Consider the following 24,221-nt stretch of genomic DNA (forward strand, 5'->3'; position numbering starts at 1 on the left):
CAAGCCTGTTATGCGTTCACCACGTCGCGATTTCCGACTTCTGTGCCCTGCATGTGGGTGTGCTGCGGCCAGCGGCGCAAGGCGGCGCGGCCGGATTCCGTCAACGCGTAGACGCCGCGCTCGGTACGGTCGAACCAGCCATAGACATTGCGCAACAAAATTTTGGCTGCATCCGGAATCTCCGGACGGAGATCACGCACGCGCAGCGGTCCGGCCGCCAGCGCCGACGCACAGGCCAGCGCCTGCTGACGATAGGCCGTCATGATCGGGGCGCGGGTCGAACCACCCAGCACCGGATCGCCCTTGCGGCGCTGATGCTCCGCGACCAGGCGCGAACGCTTCTTGGGGTTACGGCGCGGTGCGCTGGTCGGCGGAGACACGAGGACTTCGACATCGTCTCCGGCCGTCACCCCGAGCATGCCGAAACCAAGCCTGCGGCAGAGATTGCGATAGCGTGCATCGCTCTCGCGGCCCTTGCCGCGGGTCGACAACCTCGCCGCAACCCAGACCTCGTCACAGGCGCCGGCCCGGTCGACGGCCTGCAGCAGCAGTTCCAGATTGAAGGCTTGCTTGAGTTCGCAGATCACCACGATCGGCGGCTCGTCGCCCTTCAGCGCAACCACGTCACAGCCGCCAATCTCTCCCTTGACGGAGAGGCCAAGGGTCTCGAGGAAGCGTTTTACGGGCAGGTACAGCGCGGTTTCCAAGGCCGATCCAGAGCAAGCGAATCAGGACGGCCAAATCTAGCCTCATGTCCCGACCCAGGGCAGATCAAAAATGGCAGATCAAAAATGCCAGACCAAAATCAGCGCGCGGCCGGCGATTTCTTGGCCGGAGCGGGCAGGGGAGGTGTCGGCTCTGGCTAGACGCGACCTGCGACCGGGATCAACGCACCGGTGACGCCGCTTGCCGCCTCGCTCGCCAGAAACAGGATGACTTCGGCGATCTCCGGCGGCGTCACCCATTTATCGAATTCTGCCTTGGGCATCGCCGCGCGGTTGGCGGCCGTATCGATTGTCGAAGGCAGCACCGCATTGACCGTGATCTTGCCTTTCCACTCGGCAGCCAGCGCCTCCGTCAGGCGGTGGACGCCGGACTTTGACGCGGCATAGGGGCCCATGCCTGCGCCGGCCTGCAGCGCGCCCATCGCACCGATATTGACGATGCGGCCTGTCTTCGATCGAACAAGATGCGGAATTGCGGCGCGCGAGGCATGGAGCGCGGTCAGCACGTTGAGCGCATGCATTTTCTGCCAGGCGGCGTCGTCGCCATCGGCGACCGTCTCGAATGCGAAGGCGCCGGCGATGTTGATCAGTGCGTCGAGCGATCCGAAATGTGCGGCGACGGAGTCGAGCGCCGTTTTGGCTTGCTCAGCGTCGGAGAGGTCGACGCCGCCGAGTTCGATGCGGTCATCGCTCGCCGGAATTTCGGCTTGAGCGTGATCGATCCCTGCCACGCGAGCACCCCGGGCCAACGCGAGTTCAGCGACGCTCCTGCCGAGCGCGCCCAGTGCTCCCGTAATGACGACGACCGTTCCGTTCATTGCCCATCAATCCCAACTCACGCCGATCGGCGCCATAGTCCTAATATCGGCAAGGTCCTAATATCGGCAAGCGCGCCATGACTTGCAATGGTCGCGGCTTCACGGCACAGCTTGTACTCGCGATGGCGATGGCGGTCGGAGACGCAGATGACGGACGCACCAATCCGCAATCCCGATCTTGATCCGGTCAGATTTGAGCATCCACTCAAGCACCTATCCGAAAGCCTCAAGCGGCGGCGCAAAACGAGAATTGTGGCGCTCGGTTCATCGTCGACCGCGGGCGCAAATGGGATCTTGGCTTTTCCCGCCCGGCTCGAATGGCTGCTGCGGCAGAACAACTATGGGCGCATGATCGATGTCGTCAATCGCGGCATTGGCGGGCAGGAGGCTCCGGAAGAGTTGTCGCGCTTCGAATGCGACGTGCTTGCCGAGCAGCCGGCGCTGGTGATCTGGCAGGTCGGGACCAATGCGGTCTATCGGAGCATCAGCTACAATCCGGCTGCCGTGGAGGCCGCGATTGCGGTCGGGCTTGATTTGTTGGCCGAACAGCCAGTGGATGTCGTGGTCATGGACCTGCAATACACGGCGGCATTGGTGAATCTCGCAGAGAAGCTCGCAATCGCCGAGGATATTGAGCAAAGGATCGAGAAGGTCTGTGCCGCGGCCAAGGTGAATTTGTTCAAGCGTTGGGCGCTGATGAAGCGTTGGTGCACCGAAGCGCAGATTCCGCTTGCCGCGATGGATGACGGTGGTGATGACCATCTTCATATGAGCGAGTGGGCCACCGCATACACCACCGCGGCGCTCGGGCGCTCGATCATGTCCGCCGTGAATCCGGAAGTATAATTGCTAAAATTTGCCGTACTTTCGTAAGCGGATCGCGACGGACCGCAGATTAGCTTCAGCGCCTGTAATTGAGGGGTGTTGGAGCATTGCCATGATGAGACATCTGCCGGACCATGGTTTGCCGCTGGTGCAGCTCAAGGAGCAGCGGCGCGATCTCGTCGTCGCCTTGCAGAACCGCACCGGTCCGGTCAGCGGCTGGGAATTGATGCAGATCGCCGCCGTTCAGCAGGCCATTTCGGCGTTCGAAGAAGTAATCGCCGATCTGGACGCGATGGAAGCGGCAGAGACGGAGTCGAACGAGGCTGCCTGATCCCGGCAGGGCGGGCGGTTCGTAGAATGACTGAGCGGGAGCGTCTGCCGGCGCGCCGCATTTCAGACTGCATCCGTAAGCTGAAGATCGCCTTGCGATTGAAGCCGTCAAATGAAAAGGGCCGGAACGATGTCGTTCGACCCTTCAGTATCTGCACCAATCCGCGATGGCCCTTTCACCTCTCGACGGCATCAGCGGTCCCACGCCGGCTTGGCTTCTTGGATCGCCTCGTCGTGATACCAGCTGCCCGAATAGATTGTCGGTTGTCCGGTTTGAGCGGCTGGCTGCGCGATTGACTTGGGCGAAGTGTTGGGCGAGCTCTGACCTTCGCCATAGGATCGGCCGCCAAGAGCGGCGCGGCCTCCACGCGGGAATTGGTAGATCCTGGCGGATCCCTTCGTGTCGGAGGCTGAGTTCATTGTCGTTCTCCCTTCCATCGGAACACAACCTGATGGTGCGCCCGACTCGTTCTCTTGGGGGTACTGGGTCGATATCGGTCCTGCCTTCAGAAATGCAATCTGATCAAAACAAAATCAGCCGTTGCGTAATTTGAAGGCAGTTTTGGCTTTGCTTTCCCTAAGGCAGCGGGCAACTGACTAACGCTTGAGCCGGATCGAAGGTTGCTGGCCGGACGCCGCGGCTTTCCGAAAATTTCCATCAGCTGCCAATGCCGTGATCGTCAGGCTTGTGGCGCTGCGGCAAATGCCCCTGAATCAAGCGGGATTCCGTCATGAAACCTTCGCGACGCCGCGTGCGCCGTCTCATGTCCTGCGCTGGTTTGCCGCACCAAGCCGCGGAGTGATCGCAAGGCTGAGCTGAAGGGGCTGTCTTCAGCCGACTGCGGCGGGACGTCGCGGGTTGGCATGCTCCATGCTTAAGACTGCGCTGGCCGATCGTGGCCGGGTAAGCGGGGTGCGCTCGATACAGCGCCCCCACCTTTCGATTAGACAGAGAGGCTCAATGACAAAGTACAAGCTCGAGTACATCTGGCTCGACGGATACAAGCCGGTGCCGAATTTGCGCGGCAAGACTCAGATTAAGGAATTTTCGTCCTTTCCGACCCTGGAACAGCTGCCTCTTTGGGGCTTTGACGGCTCGTCGACGATGCAGGCCGAAGGCCATAGCTCCGACTGCGTGCTGAAGCCCGTGGCCGTGTTCCCGGATGCCGCTCGCACGAATGGCGTGCTCGTCATGTGCGAAGTGATGATGCCGGATGGCGTGACCCCGCATCCGTCGAACTCGCGTGCGACGATTTTGGACGATCCTGACGCGTGGTTCGGCTTCGAGCAGGAGTACTTCTTCTATAAGGACGGCCGTCCGCTCGGCTTCCCGGAGTACGGTTATCCGGCCCCGCAGGGCCCGTATTACACCGGCGTCGGCTACAAGTTCGTCGGCGACATCGCCCGCAAGATGGTCGAAGAGCATCTCGACCTCTGCCTCGCGGCCGGCATCAATCACGAAGGCATCAATGCCGAGGTGGCGAAGGGCCAGTGGGAATTCCAGATCTTCGGCAAGGGCTCGCGCACCGCGGCTGACCAGATGTGGATTGCCCGCTACCTGATGCTGCGTCTGGCAGAGAAGTACGGCGTCGACATCGAATTCCACTGCAAGCCGCTCGGCGACACCGACTGGAACGGCTCGGGCATGCACTGCAACTTCTCGACCAAGCACATGCGCGAAGTCGGCGGCAAGGACTACTTCGAGAAGCTGATGGACGCTTTCAAGGAGGCCCGCGCCGACCACATCGCCGTGTATGGTCCGGACAACCACATGCGCCTGACCGGCAAGCACGAGACCGCCTCGATCGATACCTTCAGCTGGGGTGTTGCCGACCGCGGCGCGTCGATCCGCGTGCCGCATTCCTTCGTCAACAACGGCTACAAGGGCTATCTGGAAGACCGCCGTCCGAACTCGCAAGGCGACCCCTACCAGATCGCGTCTCAGGTGCTGAAGACGATCTCCTCCGTTCCGACCGGCGCGAAAGCGGCGGCGTAAGTTCGACGTTACGACCCCCGGGGCAGGGGGCTCACTGCGATGATCCGCCAGAGCTGATCGCTCTGGCGGATCATTCGCTTTGGGACTTGAGACAGAGCGTTGGTCCGGCATCGTCCAGCTCTCGATGCTACGATGGCGCTTGAATTTACCGGCGCGCCGCCGCACCCTTGTCGCATGCCAAAGCTGCTTCCCGTCCTCGGCCTTGCTCTGCTGGCGCTCGCATCCGGACCGTCCGGCGCACATGCGCAATCCGCCGATCTCGTCCTGTGCGATCGCATCGCGGCCGATCCTTCCGACCCGGACAAGCCGTCGGACATCAAAGGCGTGACCGAAATTGCGCCCGCAGATATTCCGACCGCGATCAGGTTCTGCAAACAGGCCGCCAGCGCCGCCCGTCGTGCGCTGTTCGAGCTCGGTCGCGCCTACGCCGCCAACAAGCAGATGGCGGAGGCAATTGCGGCTTGGCGCAGGGCTGCCGATAAAGGTTCGACCTCAGCCATGGTGGAGCTCGGCGTTCTGTATGCAACCGGCGCCGGCATGACCAAGGACGAGGCGCAGGCCCGGAAGCTGTTCGAACGTGCGGCCGAGGCCGGCAATCCGCGCGGAGTCAGCAACCTCGCGGCGCTCGGCGGGAGCGGCACCTCGTCCGCCGATCCGGCCCGTGCGCGCGACCTTCTCGCCAAGGCTGCCGAGACCAACCCGGAGGCCCAGTACCAGCTTGGTCTGATGCTTGCGGAAGGCAAGGGCGGTCCGCAGGATGACGTCGCGGCGCGCGCGATGTTCGAGAAGGCGGCAGGACAAAATCATCCGGGTGCACTGGAGCGAATGGGGGCCTTCGCCGAGCAGGGACGTGGCGGCACAAAGGATCGCGACCTCGCCAAGAGCTATTACCAGCGTGCGGCCGACCTTGGCGATCAGGATGCCAAAAAGGCGTTGAAGCGCCTGGAATGTCCATTCGTCTTGAAGGACAAGCGCGGCAATCTCGTCAGCAATCTGTGTTTCTGACGAAGGACGCATGTCCGGTCTTCGTGGATCGTCTGACGGTCGAGAGGGGGCCCCGCAACCTTGATCGAGCGCAAGCACGGGTTCAATCTGGGACGGTAATAACGTCCTGCGTCGCGGACCCACGACCGATCTTCGGGTGGCGTGTCCCGGTGGGCGGGGAAATGGAGTTCGACATGAAATGGCGTGGTTTGGTTGCAGTGCTGCTGGTCGCGTGTGGCGCAATCCCGCTTGCAGTTGCGCAATCGGGGCTCGATGCACCCGGTAACGACCGCAATACACCGCGGCTCGGTGACATCATGACTCGCATTCAGGTCCGGCACGCCAAATTGTGGTTTGCTGGCCAGGCGCAGAACTGGGAGCTCGCCGCCTATGAGCTGGGCCAGCTGCGGACCGGGCTGGCCGATGCGGCCGTGCTCTACACGGGCATTCCGGTCGACAACGTCACCACCATGATGGGGCCGATCCAGTCGATCTCCGGAGCGATCGATGCAAAGGACGGAAAGAGCTTTGTCAAGGCGATGAATACGCTGACGGACGGCTGCAACGCTTGTCACGGTACCATCGGACGGAGCTTCATCCTGATCCGCCTTCCGACTGAAAATCCGTTCAGCAACCAGATATTCCGGTTGCCGGGCGGCAAAAAATAGCCCGCTCGGTTCACCGCAGGTGATCGGCCGGCGAGCGGAGAAGAGCCCGTCCGGACCGAGCCGAGGCTCCGGCCCGAGGCCTGTATTTTTCGAAATTGCGCCTTCCAACGCGGTGCAGCATGAACTAAGAGCGGCGGCAACACGTCCACGCTCCGAGCCCGCATGATCCGCCTCGACAACGTCAGCAAGCAAGTCGGCCACCAGATCCTCTTCATCGAAGCCTCCGCCGCCCTGCAAAGGGGCGAGAAGATCGGCTTGGTCGGACCGAACGGTGCGGGCAAGACCACATTGTTCCGCATGATCGCGGGCCAGGAGCATCCCGACGAGGGGCAGGTCGCGGTCGATCGCGGCATCTCCATCGGCTATTTCAGCCAGGACGTCGGCGAGATGTCCGGCCGCAGCGCGGTGGCCGAGGTGATGGATGGTGTGGGTCCGGTCTCCGCGGTGGCGAGCGAGCTGAAGCAGCTCGAAGCGGCGATGGCAGATCCCGACCGCGCCGCAGACATGGACGAGATCATCGCCCGCTATGGCGAGGTGCTGGCGCGGTTCGAGGAACTCGATGGCTATGCGCTGGAGAGCCGCGCGCGCGAGGCGCTGGCCGGCCTCGGCTTTTCCGAGGAGATGATGGACAAGGACGTCGGCGTCCTGTCCGGCGGCTGGAAGATGCGGGTGGCGCTGGCGCGCATTCTCCTGATGCGTCCCGATGTGATGCTGCTCGACGAGCCGAGCAACCATCTCGATCTCGAAAGCCTGATCTGGCTCGAGCACTTTCTCAAGGGTTATGAAGGCGCGCTGCTGATGACCTCGCACGATCGCGAGTTCATCAACCGTATCATCGACAAGGTGGTCGAGATCGATGCCGGCCAGCTCACCTCCTATTCGGGCAATTACGAGTTCTACGAGCAGCAGCGCGCGCTGAACGAGAAGCAGCAGCAGGCGCAGTACGAGCGTCAGCAGGCGATGCTCGCCAAGGAGATCAAGTTCATCGAGCGCTTCAAGGCGCGGGCCTCGCATGCCGCCCAGGTGCAGAGCCGCGTCAAGAAGCTCGACAAGATCGAGCGGGTCGAGCCGCCGAAGCGCCGCCAGACGGTGGCATTCGAATTCCAGCCGGCGCCACGCTCGGGCGAGGACGTGGCCGCGCTCAAGAACGTGCACAAGCGCTACGGCAGCCGGCGGATCTATGAGGGGCTCGACTTCATGATCCGCCGCAAGGAGCGCTGGTGCGTGATGGGCGTCAACGGCGCCGGCAAGTCGACGCTGCTGAAGCTCATCGCCGGCGCGGCGGAGCCCGATGACGGTGCGGTGACGATCGGCGGCAGCGTCAAGATGGGCTACTTCGCACAGCACGCGATGGATCTGCTCGAGGGCGACCGCACCGTGTTCCAGTCGCTGGAGGATGCCTTTCCGCAGGCGGGGCAGGGCTCGCTGCGCGCGCTCGCCGGCTGCTTCGGCTTCTCCGGCGACGACGTCGAGAAGAAATGCCGGGTGCTGTCGGGCGGCGAGAAGGCGCGGCTGGTGATGGCAAAGATGCTCTACGACCCGCCGAACTTCCTGGTCCTGGACGAGCCGACCAACCACCTGGACATGGCGACCAAGGAGATGCTGATCACAGCGCTGGCCGAGTTCGAAGGCACCATGCTGTTCGTCTCCCACGACCGGCATTTTCTCGCCGCGCTGTCGAACCGCGTGCTCGAGCTGACGCCCGAGGGCATCCACCAATATGGCGGTGGCTACACCGAATATGTCGCGCGGAGCGGCCAAGAGGCGCCGGGCTTGCGGAGCTGATGCGCGAGAACGCTTAGTCTCCTTCGTATGCTCTTCGTTGCAACGGACCCCGCCGCAAAGGGCGGGGACCATTGGTCACCGTGATCTGCGTCCGGATCAGCCGCCGGCTTCGCACTTCTTCATGAACGAGGTCTTGGCGGCGCCCGCGAGCTTCTTGCCGTCGGAGCCGACGGCCTTGGCCGCACAAGCATCGGCCGTGCACTTCTTCATGAACGAGGTCTTGGCCGCACCGGCGAGCGGCTTGCCGTCCTTGCCGACCGCCTTGGTCTCGCAGGCATCCTGAGCAAAGGCAGAACCGGCGGCGAAGGTGGCGAGCGCGGCAATCAGAAACAATTTCCTCATCGTCATCTCTCCTTGGGACAAATAACGCGGCGGATCGGACCCTTAAATCTTGGCCCGATCAAGTTTCCTGTCGCTGCTATCACCTGAAATATCGCGTTACCTCCTGCGCTTGTCGCGCTGCGGTCGCTGCCGTGTCGCAAAAAAACGACGAGGGCGGTAGCTGCGTATGCCCCGGCGACGTCTCATGCTGCTTATGCCGCGCGCACCTCCGACAGGAAGAGCGTGACCTCGTCGGCGAGATCGCGGGATTGCGAGGACAATTCCCCGGCGGCGGACAACACCTCCTGGGCGGCGTTGCCAGTCTGGTCGGCCGCCTGCTGCACGCCGGCGATGTTGGCATTGACGTCCTGAGTGCCGCGTGCGGCGTCCTGGACGCTGCGCGAGATTTCCTTGGTCGCCGAACCCTGCTCCTCGATCGCCGAGGCGATGGCCATGCCGATCTGGTCGATCTCGGTGATGACGTGAACGACATCCTGGATCGCGGTCACGGTCTCGTCGCTCGCGGTCTGGATCGCTGCGATCTGCTCCGAAATCTCGGTGGTTGCCTTGGCGGTCTGTTCGGCCAGCGATTTGACCTCCGAGGCGACGACGGCAAAGCCGCGTCCGGCCTCGCCGGCGCGGGCAGCTTCGATGGTCGCATTCAGGGCCAACAGATTGGTCTGTTCGGCGATGTTCTGAATCAGGGTGACGACGTCGCCGATCTTCTGCGCGCCCTCCGCGAGCGATCGCGCGGTGTCGCCGGTGCGACGGGCGTTGTCGACCGCGCGCGCCGCGATCTGGGTGGACTGAGCGACTTGGCGGCTGATCTCCGAGATCGAAGAGGTCAGTTCTTCGGTGGCGCTGGCCACCGTCTGGACGTTGCCTGACGTCTGGTCCGACGCCGCCGCGACGAGGCCGGCCTGCCGATTGGTCGAGGCCGCGGTCGAGGACATCGATTTTGCGGTATTTTCCATCGCCCCGGACGCGCGGGTGAGGCCGCTGATCAGTTCGCTGACCTTCGCCTCGAACTTGCGGGCGAGCTCGTCCATCATCTGTGCGCGCCGCATCTTGACGTCGCTCTCGGATGCCTTCTCGGCCGCAAGCCGATCCGCGGTGATCATGTTGTTCTTGAAGACGCCGACGGCCGCAGCCATCGCGCCGATCTCGTCTTTGCGCGCCAGACCGGAAATCTCGGCACTGATGTCGCCTCCGGCGATACGTGACATCGAGACGGTCAGGTCGACGATGGGGCGGCTGATGCGGCGGCGGATCATGCCGATCAAGGCCGCGCTGGCCGCGACAAAGGCAACAAGCACGATGAGAGCGAGCGTGAAACTCACCCGTGCCGCAGAATAGGCGGTCGACAGGATCTGTTCGGCATGATCGTAAAACGCATCGCGCACTGCGATGATCGCGTTCAACCCGCGTTGCGATTCGACGAAGAAGGCGTCCGCGTCGTGCTCATACTTTCCGGTCGCGGCGCCATCCTTCACCATCTTCAATTCCTGGCCGAAGCGCTGCGTGTAGGCTTCGTTCATCCGCTCCAGTGCCGCGACGACGTTGGGAGGGGTTCCCGGACTGGTCCGCAACTGATCGAGCGTCAGCAGGATCTGATCGGTCCGGCCTTGCGTCCGGTACAAGTCCTTGATCTCGGCCTCAGTGGCACTGCGCTTGGCCCCGACCAGCGCCTTGTGGGTGCTCGCATTGAGGCCGCCGATGTCGCGCAACGTCCAGGCGACATTCGCGTAGGTGGCCTGCCGGTAGGCGTCGCCGTCGAGCAGCGCGAGCTTGCGAACCTGGCCGTCGAGCAGGGCGGTGACGGCGGCGTTGAACTTGGAATTCTCGGCAACGACGGCCTTGGCCGCATCGCGGCGGGTTTCGGCGGCGCCAGCCATGGCGCGATCCATCATGTCGCGCAGCGACGAAAACCGGGTCTTCAACGCATCGATGTCGCCGCCGAGCGCGGCGCTTTCGTCAAGAGCGCTGGACAGCGATCTGCGGAGCTCAAGCATCTTGGTGACCGCGCCATCGGTGTTCTTCCGATAGGTCTCCAGATCGCTTCGCATCTTGGGATCGATGGCGGGCGGCCCAAACAGGATGTTGGTGGTGAAGCCGCGCTCGGAATTGAGATAGCGCGGAATGTCTCCGACCGCCCTGACGATCGCGAGCCGTTCTTGCGCAACCGAGACCTGCTGCATGGTCTGATATTTCGCGGTCGCGACGTAAAGCGCGAGGCCGCCGCCGACCGCCGAGAGCGAAACGACGGAAATCGTGAGCAAAGTGCCGAGCTTCATGCGACTGGACCACCACGGTAAAAGACGCGTTAAGGCGGAACCGTAAGTTGCGGGTATTAATCGCCGGTTATCCTTGCCGAGTTCTGCGACCATAACGCGCAGTGGTAGGGAGCCTTTCTCCCCACGTCTCCCGTCCGGCGGAATCAGCGGACTAGGTTCGCAGCCGGTCCAGAAGATCGAGCGTCGCCTGGTCCTTCTCGCCTCCGTAATATTTGTCGATCGCCTGGGCGAAGATCGGCTGATTCGCCACCGCGTCGAACAACGTCATCGACGAGCGGAATTTGATGTCGTCGGGCGAGCCAAGAATGGCGTGAATGGTCTTGCCGCTCACCTCGAGCACGAGGCGCGTGCATTCGAGGAGCCGCGAACCAAGGATGGGATGGGCGAGATACGCCTCAGCCTCCGCGCGCGAGCGGATGGCGTAGCGTTGGGCCATGGCGGAAAAGCCGAGGCCGGCAACCTGCGGGAAGATGAACCACATCCAGTGGCTCTGCTTACGGCCCGCGGCAAGCTCGGCGACGACATGTGAATAGAGTGGGTCCTGGGCTGCGACGAAGCGGTCCAGATCGAAGGCGGATGTGGTCATGACGGGTCTAACCCCTTGTTTCAAAATTGAATTTCAAGTGGACGGGGCTGAAAGCCCGGCCATGCGCCTCCTCTTGAGGGGCGGCAAGTTTTGCTGTCATCGGGCGACCTTGGTCTAGATTATGCCGCACTCTTGTCCTTCCTATGTCACGACGAGTCGAATCCCCCTGGGGTCGGTCGCCTTCGCCAGGTGAACCGATGGGGGCATACTGGGGTTGCGATGGCTTCTACCGAAGCAAGCGTAGACATGCTGCTGACGCGTGACCGCTTCGGACGGTCCGAGGTCGTCGCGCTGTTGCTGGCCGGGCTTGCCATTTCTGCGGGGGCCGCCGCCTGGATCGGCGCCGATGCCGATCGGGCGCCGTTGGCCGCCGCTGCGATTCCGACGGCCCCTCAGATCTCCTTCGAAACGCGTTTCGCGCCGGCAGCTGCCTCGGCCACCGCCTATTCCGAGAAAGACGCCATTCGGGCGCTTGATCGCTTTGCCTCGCGCGGCTTCGACCGGCAGCTCCTCGATGCGCGCGCCGCGTTGGTGATCGGCATGGGATCGCGCAACAGCGGCTCCGGCGACACGGCCGCCGGCGATTGGCGGCCCGCCCTGACGGAAGGCACCGGCGTCACGATGCCGGCGCCCGGGGTGCCTCTGCCACGACCGCGACCTGTAGCGGCCAATCAGCCGACGAGCCTGCTGGCTTCGGCCGTGCCGGGCGACGTCGGGATGCCGGGCGATGACCGCTCCTTCCTGCAAAAGCTCTCGGATCTCTTGCCGAGCCCGGCCAAGCTCGCCTCCCTGACGCCGGACAGCGGCATCCGCCCCGGCGTGGATCTCGCGGCCCTCGGCTATGACCGCCAGACGGCGGTCTATGACATCACGGCAAAGATGGTCTATTTGCCGTCCGGCATCGGCCTTGAAGCCCATTCCGGCATGGGGGGGCTGCGGGACGACCCCGAGCACGTCAATCAGCGCATGGTCGGCGCAACGCCGCCTGCTACCTACGAGCTCAAGCCGCGTGAGAAGCTGTTTCACGGCGTTCGGGCCCTCCGCATGACCGCTGTAGAAGGCTCGGCGCTTGGGCGCGTCGGCCTGCTCACCCATAGCTACATGCTCGGTCCCGATGGCGATTCCAACGGCTGCGTGTCGATCCGGAACTATGATCGCTTCCTGAAGGCCTACGACGACGGCGAGTTCAATCGGCTCGTGGTCGTCACCAGGCTCGACAGCGCTGCGTTCACCAGGACCGCGCTGAAATCGGAGTAGTGATACCTTGCTGCGCCCCTGCGCGATCGCAGCGCCCAATCTCGTCGCCCGTCCCGGAGCTGGCCGATGAGCGATCCTGCAAGCTCTGAGACACGGCTGCGCACCACCTTCAACATCAAGGTCAACGGCAAGTCGGTCGCGATTTCGACGGTGGGACAGGCCTATCAGTTCCTGGCCAGCCTCAATGCGGTCGAATGGATGGAGTTCAGATCGCTGCACGGTCAGGCGGTGTCCGCGCTCGAGGCTGCCGCTGACAACGCGATCATGACAGTGCAAGCGACCAATGCCGTGCGCACGCTGTTCGTCCACGCGAAGATGTTGTGAGCGCGGGAAAGTCCGGAGCGGGGGCTGTCCGCCGTTCGCGGCGCTACTCATGACCGTCACCGTCTCGCGGCGCTGATACGCCCGAGTTATCGAAGCCGGGACCCTCACAAGATGGAGGGCGCAGGGAATGCCGGGTGAAGGCCTCACCCATGGCCCGCCTGCAACAAAGAAAGCAGGCGGCAGTCACCACAGGTTAAGCCGAACATCCGGCATTCCCTGCGCGATGGCTTTACGTCTTATACGCGCTCTCCTCAGGGACCGGCTCTCTTGCCCCTGTCCACGTGATGCGGAGCATCATCGCGCTGCGACAACGCGTGAACGCGTTGTGCAGGACGCCAGCACCGGGGCGCCAGGACCACACGATTTCGACGTCCGCAAAGCATCGTTCGTCCGCGCTCAATGAGCGCTGCCGATGTCTCGCGGCCACCGCCTCCCTGCCTCGCGTGTCGTGACGATCGCGCGCAACGCCCCTCCGTGGTGAGGCAGGATGGCGATAGAAAAACATGATTTCCGAAAATACGAAACAGGAAAATTTTTCGCGGCCAGACTGGACAGGCCGATTTGCGTTGAAATCGCTGGCGAACTTCGTGTTTCGGCGCGGGCGGTTTTGATATGCGATCTGACCGGGATAGCCATAAAATTCACGAACGACTATGACCGCTGCGGATCAAAGCGGCCATCGGTCCCGACCTGCTTACTTCTGGTCGAGGTCCGAAAGCCGACATCGCGGGCGCAGACCGGAAGGTCCGGGACGGGCCAAGCGACGACATCGCAGGCGTGTCATGATATGGGGAGGACGCCAACGGCCCCAGTCAATGAGATTCATATGATAACCGACCGAAACGTGCTGTCCGTTAATGTCGAATACGTCATTGACGCGAATGGCACGAAAACGGTTCTGGTGGTCGAGACCGACTTGCAGCTAGACCCTCCCGAAATCGATTTTGACAAGGCAGCAGTCGATGCGCTTTGCTCTGATCTAGAGCGGCATCGCGCGTCAAATCCCTACATCGACGCTGTCAGGCTCGTGAGAAGGCGGCTCGCGCCAGCTGAGCCGATAAGGCTAACCGGAACGCTCGGTGACCATCGAATTAGGACAGCCCCTAACTCAATCTAGAGGAACGGCTCATTCCATCGGATGCCCGCTGCACGGGCCTCATGCAGCCGTCGAACCCGTTCGCCGGGATGTCGGCTTGTTCACCGACAGCGGCAGAAGACCAGACATCCTCCGACCGCCGCTTAAGGCCAAACGCGGAAGTGGCTCTATTTATCGACCAGCGCGTAGCAGCTGGTATTTCCAATCTCGTTTCAACCCGCGCCTTAACGACCTTCCGCTCCAAGCTGGCGAAGAAAGCTGCGGTAATCAGTCCGCACCCACTCTTCGAGAAGACGACCTTTATCGTCAAACCGGAAGATGTTTGACAAATCCCAAATTACCCGTTCGCCGTTCGGAGGCAGAGGGCCGGCCGGTGAATGTGTAAACTCATGGACAAATCTTCCCTCGATCCACGTCTGGCAGGCTACGTAGTTGCCCTCGACGACGATGATACCCCGACGGATTGAGCGATCATCAAACGCTGCGCGTACGGACTTGAAGTAGTTGGTGAGCCCGCCGTAGTCCGTCTCGAAGCCGCCAGGTCCGTGGAAGCGGAAATGCTCCGTGTCAAAGTAGCTGTCAGTCTCTGACTGATCCCCACCGATGACTTCAAGTTCACCCGCCTTGACCAACCGGGCAACGAGTTCGTCGCGTGAGAAATTCACTGTCATCTCCCTTTAGACCGTTCACGCTCAATCTAGCGCTGGTCCCACTACAGACCAAGCCCATTGCGGAGGTCCGCTTCGGGTCAACAGCCGCCTGTCGGTCTCGTGATCGATTGCTTCCGGTCATGTCCGGGGTGCGGACTGCCGCCGCGCCCGACCGGGAAGTCGCAAATGGGCCAAAAGGCAACGAAGCACACTCGTCATATATGCAGGAGTCCGTAACTCAGGGCTGCACGGCGGTCCCATTCCATAGCCGAAATTCAACCGTCTCGTCCGGAGCGCCGTATTTCTGCCAGCTAAGCACTTCTTCGGCAGGATCATCGGTTATCCAAGCATCGCTTAGAACACCCGAAATCCGTATGATATTAATGACGCTGAGATTTCCGATGAGATCAGCGAGATAGCGTTCGACGGCGGTGACTTCGTCAATGCCCGACAAACCAGCAAGGATGCTCCCATGCGTGTGAGTGGGACATCCGTCGAAGCCCAGCGTCCAATCGCCGTCGGGACAGGTTACAAGAAATTTCAGCTGACCATCTGGGCTGACGTATTCGCCAATCGGCATCCAGTATGTTTCCACTCGTCGAAGCGGCCAAGCTCAAGGGGACGCGAACAGGACTAGCTGTTCATCCGGATTTCGACAATGGTCCGCTCTGGGCCCAAGAGCCGACACGAGGATATCCCGGCGGCGAATCTCCCGGTCATTTTGGTAACTGGCACCGTTGGCAACTGACATCCGCGAGCGCCTCGAATACAGCCGGTGATCGCTCCAAGCGGGCGATTGTTCGGGCGCCTTCGAGGGCGGCTACCAACGCGGTTGCGGTAGAGGACGCGCGCGTGGGAGCGAAACCGCACCCTCTAAAATGCTCAGCGATTATCTCGGTCGAATCGACAAATCCGCGCGCGACCCGCTTGGTCAGCTCAGCATCGAGCGCGGGCAGCTCATTCGCCAGATTTTGCATCAGGCATCCATAACGGAAATCGGAGGCGACCATTTCAGCCGCGAATGTGCTGAAAATCTGATGAACAAAGGTCAGAGCGTCGCCCGTCGTATTCGCGGAGATATTCCGCAATACCGCAATCCTGCTCGCGACGTAATGATCGATTGCTTCTTCTGCGAGCTGTGCCTTGCCGCGCGGAAAATGAAAGTAGAACGACCCTTTCGGTGCACCGCTTTCTTCAATGATCTGGGTCAATCCAGTCGCTGTGTAGCCTTGGATGCGAAACAGTCGTTCAGCTGTGGCAATCGCGCGAGCGCGGGCGTCAGTCTTACGTGGCATGCCGTGAACGTAGCACCTTCCGCTTGACGGTACTATGGCGATTGCCATACTATGGTGATCACCATAGAAAGAATCTCGTGATGCTCCTCTACCAATGCCCGGACCAAGCGCCTGCACGCGGACAGTGCGCGCCGTGATGAGTCATCCAGTTGGTCTCAAGTCATCGGCGTCCCGACGAGCCCTCTTAGCGATGGGCGCGGCCGGTCTGGTCGCGGCTTCCCTTCGACCGGGCCGCGCAAATCCCATAGGAGAAACCGATTTGGCCACAGCAACATATGGCGAGGGTACGCTTCCCAAGGGGGTTCGCTCGCGCATGATCCATGGGATCAACGGCCTCGATGTCCATATTCTCGAGGCTGGTTACGAAAGCCGCGGCCGGCCGCTCGTGCTGCTTCTGCACGGCTTTCCGGATCTGGCTTATGGCTGGCGACACCTGCTCCCGCTATTGGCTGACGCCGGGTACCATGTGGTGGCGCCCGACCAGCGGGGCTTTGGCCGCACCACCGGTTGGGTGAACAGCTATGACACTCCGCTTGAACCCTACAGCCTTTTGAACATGACGCGCGACGCCCTCGGACTGGTTTCGGCGTTGGGGTATCGGCGCACGGCAATGCTCGTCGGGCACGACTTCGGCTCACCCGTGGCCGCTTATTGTTCGCTGGCGCGCCCTGACGTCTTTCCCTCCGTGGTGCTGATGAGCGCACCGTTTCCCGGTCCGCCGGCGTTTCCTTTCAACACTGCGGAAAGCGAGGCATCGTCGGTCCAACCGAACACCGAAAATCAAAAGCTGGCGGCCGCGCTGGCGGCGCTCGATCCGCCGAGAGAGTATTACCAACAATATTTGAGCACACGGGGAGCGAACGATGACATGTGGCACCCCCCTCAAGGTCTACATGCGTTTCTTCGTGCATTTTTCTACGTCAAGAGCGCCGATTGGCCGGGAAACAAGCCGCATCCGTTGAAGGCGCGAACCGCCACAGAACTTGCAAAGATGCCCACCTATTACGTCATGGATCTTGGCAAGACGATGCCCCAGACCGTCGCTCCATTCCACCCTTCCGCAGCTGAGGTCCAGGCCTGCAAATGGCTGACTGAGCCGGAACTCGGAGTGTACACGGAGGAGTATGGCCGCACCGGGTTTCAAGGCGCCCTGCAGGCTTACCGGGTCTATTCCGATCCTGACCTGAACGCTGAGTTGCGCCTGTTTTCGGGCAAGACGATCGATGTCCCGTCGCTCTTCATCGGCGGAAAGAGCGATTGGGGCACCTATTCGGCGCCGGGCGCGGTCGATCTCATGAGGACGAAGGCGGCGACGAGGATGAGCGGCATCGAGCTGATCGACGGCGCCGGTCACTGGATCCAACAGGAGCAGCCGGCTCGGCTCAGCACGCTCCTGCTCGCCTTCATCAAGGAGGTGGGTGGGGCGGATCACATCAGCGATTTTGGATCTGGCGGCCGTTAGTCTCGGATGACGCGATCACTTTTGTTTTGTTGATCACACCGGCCAACATGCGTCGCGTCTGCCCTTAGTTGCCTCGCCTTCGTCCAGCTTGCGTCAATCAGGCCATGGTTGCGCGTTAATGAGTCCGCGCCCTCGTTGTCAAACAACGCGGAGGCATCGCCGGAGATGGGACAGGACAAATGATCCGTCCGGCGGGAATCTAAGAAACCCGCTTTTGCTTCTGCAATCAAATATAGACGGTCTTGGACTCGCTCGATGCGGTCTTCTCTGAGACACTTCGAACGTCGGTCGACGTTGGTTGACAGAGGGAACATGCATGATCGTCGATGATGATCGCCACGATAGCGATGCGGCTCCACTCATGAATGGCAGCCTGTTGCGCACGGTCTGCGCGTGGCTCTGTTGACGGTTTGATACGGCGGTCGCGACGCCGGCGCGTCGCGGCATCGGCAGGCGATGCCTGCTCATCTCGATATTTGGTGCAATCCAACACACGCGCACTGCCGGCTGGCGGCGCGAATGCCGGTTGTCGTCCTTATCCAGGCGGTGCCGGCATCCAGGCGGTGCCGGCGTGTGCTGATGAGGACAAAGCGAGGAAACAATGACGGCCAAAGAGTCAGCGATCAAGTTTGCCTATTGGGTGCCCAACGTTTCGGGCGGCCTGGTGATCTCCAAGATTCCGCAGCGGACGAGCTGGGACATTGGCTACAACAAGCGCTTGGCGCAGATCGCCGAAGAGAGCGGATTCGATTACGCGTTGAGCCAGATCCGCTTCACCGCCGGCTACGGCGCGGAGTATCAGCATGAATCGGTCTCGTTCAGCCATGCGCTGCTCGGAGCGACCACGCGGCTGAAGGTGATCGCGGCGATCCTGCCGGGACCCTGGCATCCGGCGGTGGTCGCCAAGCAGATCGCGACCATCAACCATCTCACCGAAGGCCGCGTGGCGGTGAACATCGTCAGCGGCTGGTTCCGTGGCGAGTTCGCCGCGATCGGCGAGCCCTGGCTCGACCATGACGAGCGCTACCGCCGCTCCGAGGAGTTCATCCGCGTGCTGCGCGGCATCTGGACCGAGGACAATTTCAATTTCCGCGGCGACTTCTATCGCTTCACGAATTATTCGCTGAAGCCGAAGCCGATCGATCCGCAGCCGGAAATCTTCCAGGGCGGCAGCTCGCGGGCGGCGCGCGACATGGCCTCGCGGGTGTCCGACTGGTACTTCACCAACGGCAATACGGTCGAGGGCATCAAGGCGCAGGTCGACGACATCAGGGCCAAGGCGAAGGCCAACAACCATTCGGTCAAGATCGGCGTCAACGCATTCGCGATCGCGCGCGATACCGAGGCCGAAGCGCAGGCCGTGCTGAAGGAGATTCTCGATCATGCCGATCCGGAGGCCGTCAACGCCTTCGCACATGAGGTGGCCAACGCGGGCAAGGCCTCACCGGAACGCGAGGGCAACTGGGCCAAATCGACCTTCGAAGATCTCGTTCAGTACAACGACGGCTTCAAGACCAACCTGATCGGCACGCCACAGCAGATTGCCGAACGCATCGTCGCGCTCAAGGAGGTCGGCGCCGATCTGATCCTGCTCGGCTTCCTGCATTTCCAGGAGGAGGTCGAGTATTTCGGCAAGCACGTGATCCCGCTGGTGCGCGAGCTCGAAGCCAAGGAGAGCTCCAAGGCGGGCGCGCGCGCCCAGGCCGCCGAGTAGGCGAGGGAGAGCCGCTTTGTCGGGATTGGCGACATGGATGGATGTGCTGGCCCTCGAGACGTATGCCCCGGGGACAGCGCGTCAGCTGCTCGCGGCGGAGGCGGCCGAACTGCCGGCTCGTGCGGACGTCCGCAGCCCGCGTCCGGTGCTGCGGCTCGCCAATATCTCGCTGTCGTTCGGCGGCGTCAGCGCCCTCCGGGACATCGATCTCGACGTCGCGGAGGGCGAGATCAGGGCCATAATCGGCCCGAATGGCGCCGGCAAGAGCTCGCTGCTGAATGTCGTCAGCGGGCTCTACCGGCCGGATGCCGGCGCCGTGTGGCTTGGCGATCGTGAGTTCCGTCAGGTGCCGACGGCGAGGCTGGCGAGCCATGGCGTTGCCCGCACCTTCCAGAATCTCGCGCTGTTCAAGGGATTGTCCGTCTTCGACAACGTGCTGATGGGCCTCGCGCATCGCGTCCGCGCCGGCTTTGTCCGCCAGATCATCGGTTCGCCGCTGGCGCGGCGCATCGAAGCAGAGAATCGCGTCGCCGCCGACGCGGTGATCGGTTTCCTGCATCTCGCCGATGTGCGGCGCCGGATCGCCGGCACGCTGCCTTACGGCCTGCAGAAGCGGGTCGAGCTGGCGCGCGCGCTGGTGGCTCGTCCACGCCTGCTGCTGCTCGATGAACCCTTTGCCGGAGTGACCCTGAGCGAGAAGCAGGAGCTGGCGCAGCACGTCCGCAATGCGCGCGACAGCTACGGCACCACGATCGTGCTGATCGAGCACGACATCGGCATCGTGATGGAGCTCTCCGATCACATCGCGGTGCTCGACTATGGCCGCAAGATCGCAGATGGGCGGCCGGAGGAGATCCGCGCCGATCAGGCCGTCGTGGACGCCTATCTCGGCGTCGCTCATGAGGACGAAGCGGAGCTTGCGATCTGATGTTCGACTATCAATTCCTGATCGAAGTCCTGATCGGCGGGCTGCTCTCCGGCGTGATGTATTCGCTGGTCGCGATCGGCTTCGTGCTGATCTACAAGACCTCGGGCGTGCTCAATTTTGCGCAAGGCGCGATGCTCCTGTTCGCCGCCTTGACCTTCGTCAGCCTGGTCGAGCGCGGCACGTCGTTCCCGTTGGCGCTCTTGGCGACGCTCGCGATCATGGTCGGGCTCGGTGTTGCGGTCGAACGCGCCGTGTTGCGGCCGCTGATCAACCAGCCGCCGATCACGCTGTTCATGGCGACGCTTGGTCTGTCCTATGTGATCGAGGGGGCCGCGCAACTGGTGTGGGGCACTCAGGTGCACGGGCTCGATATCGGGGTCAGCGACACTCCCTTTGACGTCGGCGGGGTTTTCATCAGCCGCTTCGACCTGTTCGCGGCCGCAGTCGCCGGCAGTCTCGTCGCGCTGTTCACGCTGTTCTTCCGCTACACGCGCACCGGGCTCGCCTTTCGCGCCGTGGCCGACGATCAGTTTGCTGCGCTCGCAGTGGGGCTGCGGCTGCCACGGGTCTGGGCCGCAGTGTGGACGGCGGCCGGGATCGTCGCGCTGGTCGCCGGCTTGTTGTGGGGGGCGCGGCTCGGCGTGCAGTTCTCGCTGTCGCTGGTCGTGCTCAAGGCCCTGCCGGTGCTGGTGCTCGGCGGCTTCGACTCGATCGCCGGCGCGATTATTGGCGGGCTCCTGATCGGCGCCATCGAGAAGCTCGCGGAGGTCTATGTCGGGCCGTTCTTCGGCGGCGGCATCGAGGCTTGGGCGGCCTATGTGGTGGCGCTGGCGCTGCTCCTGGTGCGCCCGTCCGGCCTGTTCGGCCAGAAGCTGGTCGAAAGGGTGTAGCCGTGACGATGATCCTCGATGCGACCGTGACCCCGACGAAACCGTCGCTGCTCAAGGCCAATTTGCTCGGCGTGGTGATCCTGCTCGTGCTGGCTTACGGCCTCGTGCCGCTGATCGGCTCGGACTATCTGATGGATGCGGTGCTGACGCCGTTCCTGGCGCTGGCGCTCGCGGCGGTCGGGCTCAACGTGCTGACCGGCTATGCCGGGCAGGTGTCACTGGGCTCCGCGGCGTTCCTCGCTGTCGGGGCTTATGCTGCCTACAATCTCAATCTTCGCGTGCCGGAGCTGCCGCTGCTCGCCGACATCGTGCTGGCGGGAGTGGTCGCCGCCCTGTTCGGCATCATCTTCGGCCTGCCCAGCCTGCGGCTGCGCGGCTTCTACCTGGCCGTCTCGACCTTGGCCGCGCAGTTCTTCGTGCAGTGGGCGCTGACCAAGTTCGGCTGGTTCTCAAACGACAATCCATCGGGCGTGATCGACGCGCCGGTAATCCGCATCGGTCGTCTCACCTTCACAAGCGCGATCGGACGCTACGTCTTTACGTTGACCGTCGTCGCGTTCGCGACCGCACTGACCGCCAGGCTCCTGGCCTCGCAGACCGGCCGCAACTTCATCGCGGTGCGTGACCATGAGGTGGCGGCGAAGGTGATCGGGGTGCCGCTGTTGCGCACCAAGCTGCTGGCCTTTGCGGTGTCCTCGTTCCTGATCGGCGTCGCGGGGGTGCTGTGGGCCTTCGCGTATCTGCGCACGGTCGAGCCGGCCGGCTTCAACCTCGATCGCTCGTTTCAGATCCTGTTCATCATCATCATCGGCGGGCTCGCCTCGCTGCGTGGCGCCTTCGTGGGCGCGGCCTTCATCGTCGCGTTTCCGCTGCTGCTGTCGCGGCTCGGAGCTGCGCTGCTCGGCGGCCTGTTCGACTCCGGCGTGCTCGAAATGAGCCAGCGCATCGTAATCGGTGCGCTGATCATCGTCTTCCTGATCGCCGAGCCGCGCGGGCTGATCGCGTTGCTCGATCGGGCCTGGGCCTCGCTGCGTCGCGCCAAGCCGCAGACCACCGCAACCTGACGACAGACCTGAGACAGCCTCACGAGAAAAGGAGTTATGATGACCGTGTTCAGACGAGTGAAAATGGCGATGGGGGCGGCGTTCGCGCTCGGCCTCGCCACGACGGTATCGGTCAAGGCGGACGAGCAGTTCTTCCCGCTGCAGAGCTATCGCGTCGGGCCTTACGCAGCAGGTGGCACCGGTTTCTTCGGCGGCTTCATCGACTATCTCAACCTGATCAACATCCGCGACGGCGGCGTTGGCGGCGTCAAGTTGACCTGGGACGAGGGCGAGACCCAGTACGAGGTCGAGCGCGGCGTCGAGGTCTATGAGCGGCTGAAGAGCCGGCCGGGCGTGGCGGCCTGGAATCCGCTCTCGGTCGGCATCGCCTACGCGATGATCGACCGCATCACCAAGGACAAGGTGCCGCTGATCACGATCAACCACGGCCGCACCGATTCCACCGATGGCCGCGTGTTCCCTTACGTGTTTCCGCTGCTGCTCAATCCCTACAGCGAGACCTCGGGCATCGTGAACTACATCGCCTCGCGCGAGGGCGGGCCGGAGAAACTGAAGGGCAAGAAGATCATCGTGCTCTATCACGGCTCGCCCTATGGCAAGGAGACGATCCCGATCTACAAGCTGCTCGCGGACAAATACGGCTTCGCGCTCGAGCAGATTGAGGTGCCGCATCCCGGCAATGAGCAGCAGTCGCAATGGCTGTCGATCCGGCGCGCCAAGGCCGACTACGTCGTGCTGCGTGGCTGGGGCGTGATGAACCCGGTGGCGCTGAAGACGGCGCAGAAGGTCGGCTTCCCGGTCGACCACATCATCGGGAACGTCTGGTCCAACTCCGAGGAAGACGTGATCCCGGCCGGCGATGCCGCCAAGGGCTACGTCGCGATCACGACGCAGGCCTCCGGCGCGGAATATCCGGTCCTGCAGGAGATCATCAAGACCGTGTACGGCGGCGGCAAGGGCAATCTCGACGACAAGAAGCGGATCGGCAGCGTCTACCACAATCTCGGCATCGTGAACGGCATCCTCAACGTGGAGGCGGTCAGGATCGCGCAGGAGAAGTTCGGTAAGCGCACTTTGACCGGCGACGAGGTGCGCTGGGGCTTCGAACATCTGCAGCTCGACCCAGCGCGGGTCGAGGCACTCGGCGCCAAGGGTCTATTTCATTCGATCCACGTCACCTGGGATAATCACGAGGGCGATGGCCGTGTGACCTTCCAGCAATGGGACGGCGCCAAGTGGAAGGTGGTGTCCGACTGGATCTCGCCGGACTGGGCGGCGCTGCGGCCGATCATCGAGAAATCCTCGACCGCCTATGCGCAGGAGCACGGCATCAAGATCCGCAGCTCCGGCGACGAGCCGGTCGGACAATGACGGCAGGCCCGATGCGCGGGAGCAGGCCTGCCGCGCATCGCCATCCAAGGACGGTCCATCATGAGTGACGTGCTGCTGTCGGTCGAACATCTGGCGGCGACCTACGACCAGGCGATTCGCGCGGTCAGCGACGTGTCGGTCGCGGTCAAGCGCGGCGAGATCGTCGCGCTGCTCGGCGCCAACGGCGCCGGCAAGTCGACGACGCTGCAAGCGGTCTCGGCGCTGCTGCCGGCGCGGCGCGGCCAGATCACCGCCGGCCGCATCGCCTTTGATGGACGTGACGTCACCTCCGTCGCAGCCGCGGAGCTGGTGCGCGGCGGCCTCGTGCCGGTGCTCGAGGGGCGCCATTGCTTCGCCTCGCTGACCGTGGAGGAGAACCTGATCACCGGCGCGATCGGCCGCGACGCCAGGCGGGGAGACATCCGCGACGGCCTCGATCGTGTGTATGCGCTGTTTCCGCAGCTTGCGCGGCACCGCCGGTCGGTGGCGGGCCTGACCTCCGGTGGCGAGCAGCAGATGACGGCGATCGGCCGCGCGCTGATGTCGCGCCCGCGGCTTCTCGTGCTCGACGAGCCCTCGATGGGGCTGGCGCCGCTGGTGGTCGAAGCCATCTTCCGCGCGCTCAAGACGCTGAACGCCGAGCAGGGATTGTCGCTCCTGGTCGCCGAGCAGAATTCGACCGTGGCGCTGCGCTTCGCGGACCGCGCGATCGTGCTGGAGGGCGGCCGCAGCGTGCTGTCCGGCCCCGCGCGCGAGCTGCGGCGGCGCGCCGACATCAAGCATCTCTATCTCGGCGGCGCTGCGGCGCCGGCGCATTCAACCCAGGCCGTGGCCTGAC

At 63.0% G+C, this 24,221-nt stretch carries 24 protein-coding genes; 15 read left to right on the forward strand and 9 right to left on the reverse strand.

Features of this window, described 5'->3' with window-relative positions:
• Positions 1-8: 8 nt before the first annotated feature.
• On the reverse strand, positions 9-707 hold the full coding sequence (locus QX071_RS15455) for a DUF2161 domain-containing phosphodiesterase (RefSeq protein WP_315703572.1): 699 nt from the start codon (positions 705-707) through the stop codon (positions 9-11).
• A gap of 155 nt (positions 708-862) precedes the next feature.
• On the reverse strand, positions 863-1,543 hold the full coding sequence (locus tag QX071_RS15460; protein ID WP_315703573.1) for an SDR family oxidoreductase: 681 nt from the start codon (positions 1,541-1,543) through the stop codon (positions 863-865).
• Positions 1,544-1,690: 147 nt separating this feature from the next.
• On the opposite strand from QX071_RS15460, the gene QX071_RS15465 reads away from it, so the two are divergent.
• A complete protein-coding gene (locus QX071_RS15465; protein WP_315703574.1) occupies positions 1,691-2,389 on the forward strand; it encodes an SGNH/GDSL hydrolase family protein in 699 nt (232 codons plus the stop codon).
• 91 nt (positions 2,390-2,480) lie between these two features.
• On the forward strand, positions 2,481-2,699 hold the full coding sequence (locus QX071_RS15470) for a hypothetical protein (protein WP_315703575.1): 219 nt from the start codon (positions 2,481-2,483) through the stop codon (positions 2,697-2,699).
• A 191-nt stretch (positions 2,700-2,890) separates the two neighbouring features.
• Here QX071_RS15470 and QX071_RS15475 read toward each other — a convergent pair whose 3' ends face one another.
• Positions 2,891-3,118: a DUF2735 domain-containing protein gene (locus QX071_RS15475; protein WP_315703576.1), complete on the reverse strand. Its 228-nt coding sequence runs from the start codon at positions 3,116-3,118 to the stop codon at positions 2,891-2,893.
• 541 nt (positions 3,119-3,659) lie between these two features.
• Between QX071_RS15475 and QX071_RS15480 the strand changes: the two genes are divergently transcribed.
• The 4 genes from QX071_RS15480 (at position 3,660) to QX071_RS15495 (ending at position 8,131) form a co-directional block, all read left to right on the forward strand.
• On the forward strand, positions 3,660-4,694 hold the full coding sequence (locus QX071_RS15480; RefSeq protein WP_315703577.1) for a glutamine synthetase beta-grasp domain-containing protein: 1,035 nt from the start codon (positions 3,660-3,662) through the stop codon (positions 4,692-4,694).
• A 174-nt stretch (positions 4,695-4,868) separates the two neighbouring features.
• Entirely contained in the window at positions 4,869-5,699 is an 831-nt protein-coding gene (locus QX071_RS15485) for a tetratricopeptide repeat protein (RefSeq protein WP_315704265.1), read from the forward strand.
• A 173-nt stretch (positions 5,700-5,872) separates the two neighbouring features.
• The gene (locus tag QX071_RS15490; protein ID WP_315703578.1) at positions 5,873-6,346 is read left to right on the forward strand and encodes a hypothetical protein; all 474 of its coding nucleotides are present in this window, start codon (positions 5,873-5,875) and stop codon (positions 6,344-6,346) included.
• A gap of 162 nt (positions 6,347-6,508) precedes the next feature.
• Positions 6,509-8,131 carry an ABC-F family ATP-binding cassette domain-containing protein gene (locus tag QX071_RS15495; protein WP_315703580.1) on the forward strand — a complete coding sequence of 541 codons (1,623 nt, stop codon included), beginning with the start codon at positions 6,509-6,511 and terminating at the stop codon, positions 8,129-8,131.
• Between the two features lie 96 nt (positions 8,132-8,227).
• Here QX071_RS15495 and QX071_RS15500 read toward each other — a convergent pair whose 3' ends face one another.
• The 3 genes from QX071_RS15500 to QX071_RS15510 form a co-directional block, all read right to left on the reverse strand.
• Complete coding sequence (locus tag QX071_RS15500; RefSeq protein WP_315703581.1) at positions 8,228-8,473, reverse strand: hypothetical protein; 246 nt, start codon at positions 8,471-8,473, stop codon at positions 8,228-8,230.
• Positions 8,474-8,664: 191 nt separating this feature from the next.
• Positions 8,665-10,746, reverse strand: coding sequence for a methyl-accepting chemotaxis protein (locus tag QX071_RS15505; protein ID WP_315703582.1), 2,082 nt, complete (start codon positions 10,744-10,746; stop codon positions 8,665-8,667).
• 151 nt (positions 10,747-10,897) lie between these two features.
• A complete protein-coding gene (locus QX071_RS15510; protein WP_315703583.1) occupies positions 10,898-11,332 on the reverse strand; it encodes a DUF1810 domain-containing protein in 435 nt (144 codons plus the stop codon).
• Between the two features lie 219 nt (positions 11,333-11,551).
• Between QX071_RS15510 and QX071_RS15515 the strand changes: the two genes are divergently transcribed.
• Together QX071_RS15515 and QX071_RS15520 are read left to right on the forward strand one after the other, a co-directional pair.
• Positions 11,552-12,589 (forward strand): DUF2778 domain-containing protein, encoded by a 1,038-nt coding sequence (locus QX071_RS15515; RefSeq protein WP_315703584.1) that lies wholly within the window; start codon positions 11,552-11,554, stop codon positions 12,587-12,589.
• A gap of 66 nt (positions 12,590-12,655) precedes the next feature.
• The gene (locus QX071_RS15520; RefSeq protein ID WP_315703585.1) at positions 12,656-12,913 is read left to right on the forward strand and encodes a hypothetical protein; all 258 of its coding nucleotides are present in this window, start codon (positions 12,656-12,658) and stop codon (positions 12,911-12,913) included.
• Between the two features lie 1,320 nt (positions 12,914-14,233).
• Here the strand turns inward: QX071_RS15520 and QX071_RS15525 are convergent.
• The 3 genes from QX071_RS15525 to QX071_RS15535 form a co-directional block, all read right to left on the reverse strand.
• A complete protein-coding gene (locus tag QX071_RS15525) occupies positions 14,234-14,674 on the reverse strand; it encodes an ester cyclase (RefSeq protein WP_315703586.1) in 441 nt (146 codons plus the stop codon).
• A 223-nt stretch (positions 14,675-14,897) separates the two neighbouring features.
• The gene (locus tag QX071_RS15530) at positions 14,898-15,239 is read right to left on the reverse strand and encodes a hypothetical protein (RefSeq protein ID WP_315703587.1); all 342 of its coding nucleotides are present in this window, start codon (positions 15,237-15,239) and stop codon (positions 14,898-14,900) included.
• Between the two features lie 136 nt (positions 15,240-15,375).
• Positions 15,376-15,954 (reverse strand): TetR/AcrR family transcriptional regulator, encoded by a 579-nt coding sequence (locus tag QX071_RS15535; protein ID WP_315703588.1) that lies wholly within the window; start codon positions 15,952-15,954, stop codon positions 15,376-15,378.
• A gap of 259 nt (positions 15,955-16,213) precedes the next feature.
• Between QX071_RS15535 and QX071_RS15540 the strand changes: the two genes are divergently transcribed.
• The 7 genes from QX071_RS15540 (at position 16,214) to QX071_RS15570 (ending at position 24,220) form a co-directional block, all read left to right on the forward strand.
• On the forward strand, positions 16,214-17,416 hold the full coding sequence (locus QX071_RS15540) for an alpha/beta hydrolase (RefSeq protein WP_315703589.1): 1,203 nt from the start codon (positions 16,214-16,216) through the stop codon (positions 17,414-17,416).
• Positions 17,417-18,017: 601 nt separating this feature from the next.
• Positions 18,018-19,130 carry a dimethylsulfone monooxygenase SfnG gene (sfnG, locus tag QX071_RS15545; protein WP_315703590.1) on the forward strand — a complete coding sequence of 371 codons (1,113 nt, stop codon included), beginning with the start codon at positions 18,018-18,020 and terminating at the stop codon, positions 19,128-19,130.
• A gap of 37 nt (positions 19,131-19,167) precedes the next feature.
• Positions 19,168-20,058 carry an ABC transporter ATP-binding protein gene (locus QX071_RS15550; protein ID WP_315703591.1) on the forward strand — a complete coding sequence of 297 codons (891 nt, stop codon included), beginning with the start codon at positions 19,168-19,170 and terminating at the stop codon, positions 20,056-20,058.
• Positions 20,058-20,948: a branched-chain amino acid ABC transporter permease gene (locus tag QX071_RS15555; RefSeq protein WP_315703592.1), complete on the forward strand. Its 891-nt coding sequence runs from the start codon at positions 20,058-20,060 to the stop codon at positions 20,946-20,948. Before QX071_RS15550 ends, QX071_RS15555 begins: the two co-directional genes overlap by 1 nt.
• 8 nt (positions 20,949-20,956) lie before the next feature.
• Positions 20,957-22,012 carry a branched-chain amino acid ABC transporter permease gene (locus QX071_RS15560; RefSeq protein ID WP_315704266.1) on the forward strand — a complete coding sequence of 352 codons (1,056 nt, stop codon included), beginning with the start codon at positions 20,957-20,959 and terminating at the stop codon, positions 22,010-22,012.
• A gap of 39 nt (positions 22,013-22,051) precedes the next feature.
• Positions 22,052-23,383 (forward strand): ABC transporter substrate-binding protein, encoded by a 1,332-nt coding sequence (locus QX071_RS15565; protein WP_315703593.1) that lies wholly within the window; start codon positions 22,052-22,054, stop codon positions 23,381-23,383.
• Positions 23,384-23,443: 60 nt separating this feature from the next.
• On the forward strand, positions 23,444-24,220 hold the full coding sequence (locus QX071_RS15570) for an ABC transporter ATP-binding protein (protein WP_315703594.1): 777 nt from the start codon (positions 23,444-23,446) through the stop codon (positions 24,218-24,220).
• Position 24,221: the final 1 nt, after the last annotated feature.

The organism is Bradyrhizobium sp. SZCCHNS1022, assembly GCF_032484835.1.
Classification (GTDB): Bacteria; Pseudomonadota; Alphaproteobacteria; order Rhizobiales; family Xanthobacteraceae; genus Bradyrhizobium.

Coding starts and splice junctions, on each gene's coding strand:
- QX071_RS15530 (WP_315703587.1), bottom strand. CDS start 15,239: ATGCCGATTGGCGAATACGTCAGCCCAGATGGTCAGCTGAAATTTCTT.
- QX071_RS15480 (WP_315703577.1), top strand. CDS start 3,660: ATGACAAAGTACAAGCTCGAGTACATCTGGCTCGACGGATACAAGCCG.
- QX071_RS15535 (WP_315703588.1), bottom strand. CDS start 15,954: ATGCCACGTAAGACTGACGCCCGCGCTCGCGCGATTGCCACAGCTGAA.
- QX071_RS15555 (WP_315703592.1), top strand. CDS start 20,058: ATGTTCGACTATCAATTCCTGATCGAAGTCCTGATCGGCGGGCTGCTC.
- QX071_RS15565 (WP_315703593.1), top strand. CDS start 22,052: ATGACCGTGTTCAGACGAGTGAAAATGGCGATGGGGGCGGCGTTCGCG.
- QX071_RS15505 (WP_315703582.1), bottom strand. CDS start 10,746: ATGAAGCTCGGCACTTTGCTCACGATTTCCGTCGTTTCGCTCTCGGCG.
- QX071_RS15470 (WP_315703575.1), top strand. CDS start 2,481: ATGATGAGACATCTGCCGGACCATGGTTTGCCGCTGGTGCAGCTCAAG.
- QX071_RS15570 (WP_315703594.1), top strand. CDS start 23,444: ATGAGTGACGTGCTGCTGTCGGTCGAACATCTGGCGGCGACCTACGAC.
- QX071_RS15500 (WP_315703581.1), bottom strand. CDS start 8,473: ATGAGGAAATTGTTTCTGATTGCCGCGCTCGCCACCTTCGCCGCCGGT.
- QX071_RS15485 (WP_315704265.1), top strand. CDS start 4,869: ATGCCAAAGCTGCTTCCCGTCCTCGGCCTTGCTCTGCTGGCGCTCGCA.
- QX071_RS15510 (WP_315703583.1), bottom strand. CDS start 11,332: ATGACCACATCCGCCTTCGATCTGGACCGCTTCGTCGCAGCCCAGGAC.
- sfnG (WP_315703590.1), top strand. CDS start 18,018: ATGACGGCCAAAGAGTCAGCGATCAAGTTTGCCTATTGGGTGCCCAAC.
- QX071_RS15515 (WP_315703584.1), top strand. CDS start 11,552: ATGGCTTCTACCGAAGCAAGCGTAGACATGCTGCTGACGCGTGACCGC.
- QX071_RS15550 (WP_315703591.1), top strand. CDS start 19,168: ATGGATGTGCTGGCCCTCGAGACGTATGCCCCGGGGACAGCGCGTCAG.
- QX071_RS15560 (WP_315704266.1), top strand. CDS start 20,957: ATGATCCTCGATGCGACCGTGACCCCGACGAAACCGTCGCTGCTCAAG.
- QX071_RS15465 (WP_315703574.1), top strand. CDS start 1,691: ATGACGGACGCACCAATCCGCAATCCCGATCTTGATCCGGTCAGATTT.
- QX071_RS15460 (WP_315703573.1), bottom strand. CDS start 1,543: ATGAACGGAACGGTCGTCGTCATTACGGGAGCACTGGGCGCGCTCGGC.
- QX071_RS15520 (WP_315703585.1), top strand. CDS start 12,656: ATGAGCGATCCTGCAAGCTCTGAGACACGGCTGCGCACCACCTTCAAC.
- QX071_RS15495 (WP_315703580.1), top strand. CDS start 6,509: ATGATCCGCCTCGACAACGTCAGCAAGCAAGTCGGCCACCAGATCCTC.
- QX071_RS15490 (WP_315703578.1), top strand. CDS start 5,873: ATGAAATGGCGTGGTTTGGTTGCAGTGCTGCTGGTCGCGTGTGGCGCA.
- QX071_RS15475 (WP_315703576.1), bottom strand. CDS start 3,118: ATGAACTCAGCCTCCGACACGAAGGGATCCGCCAGGATCTACCAATTC.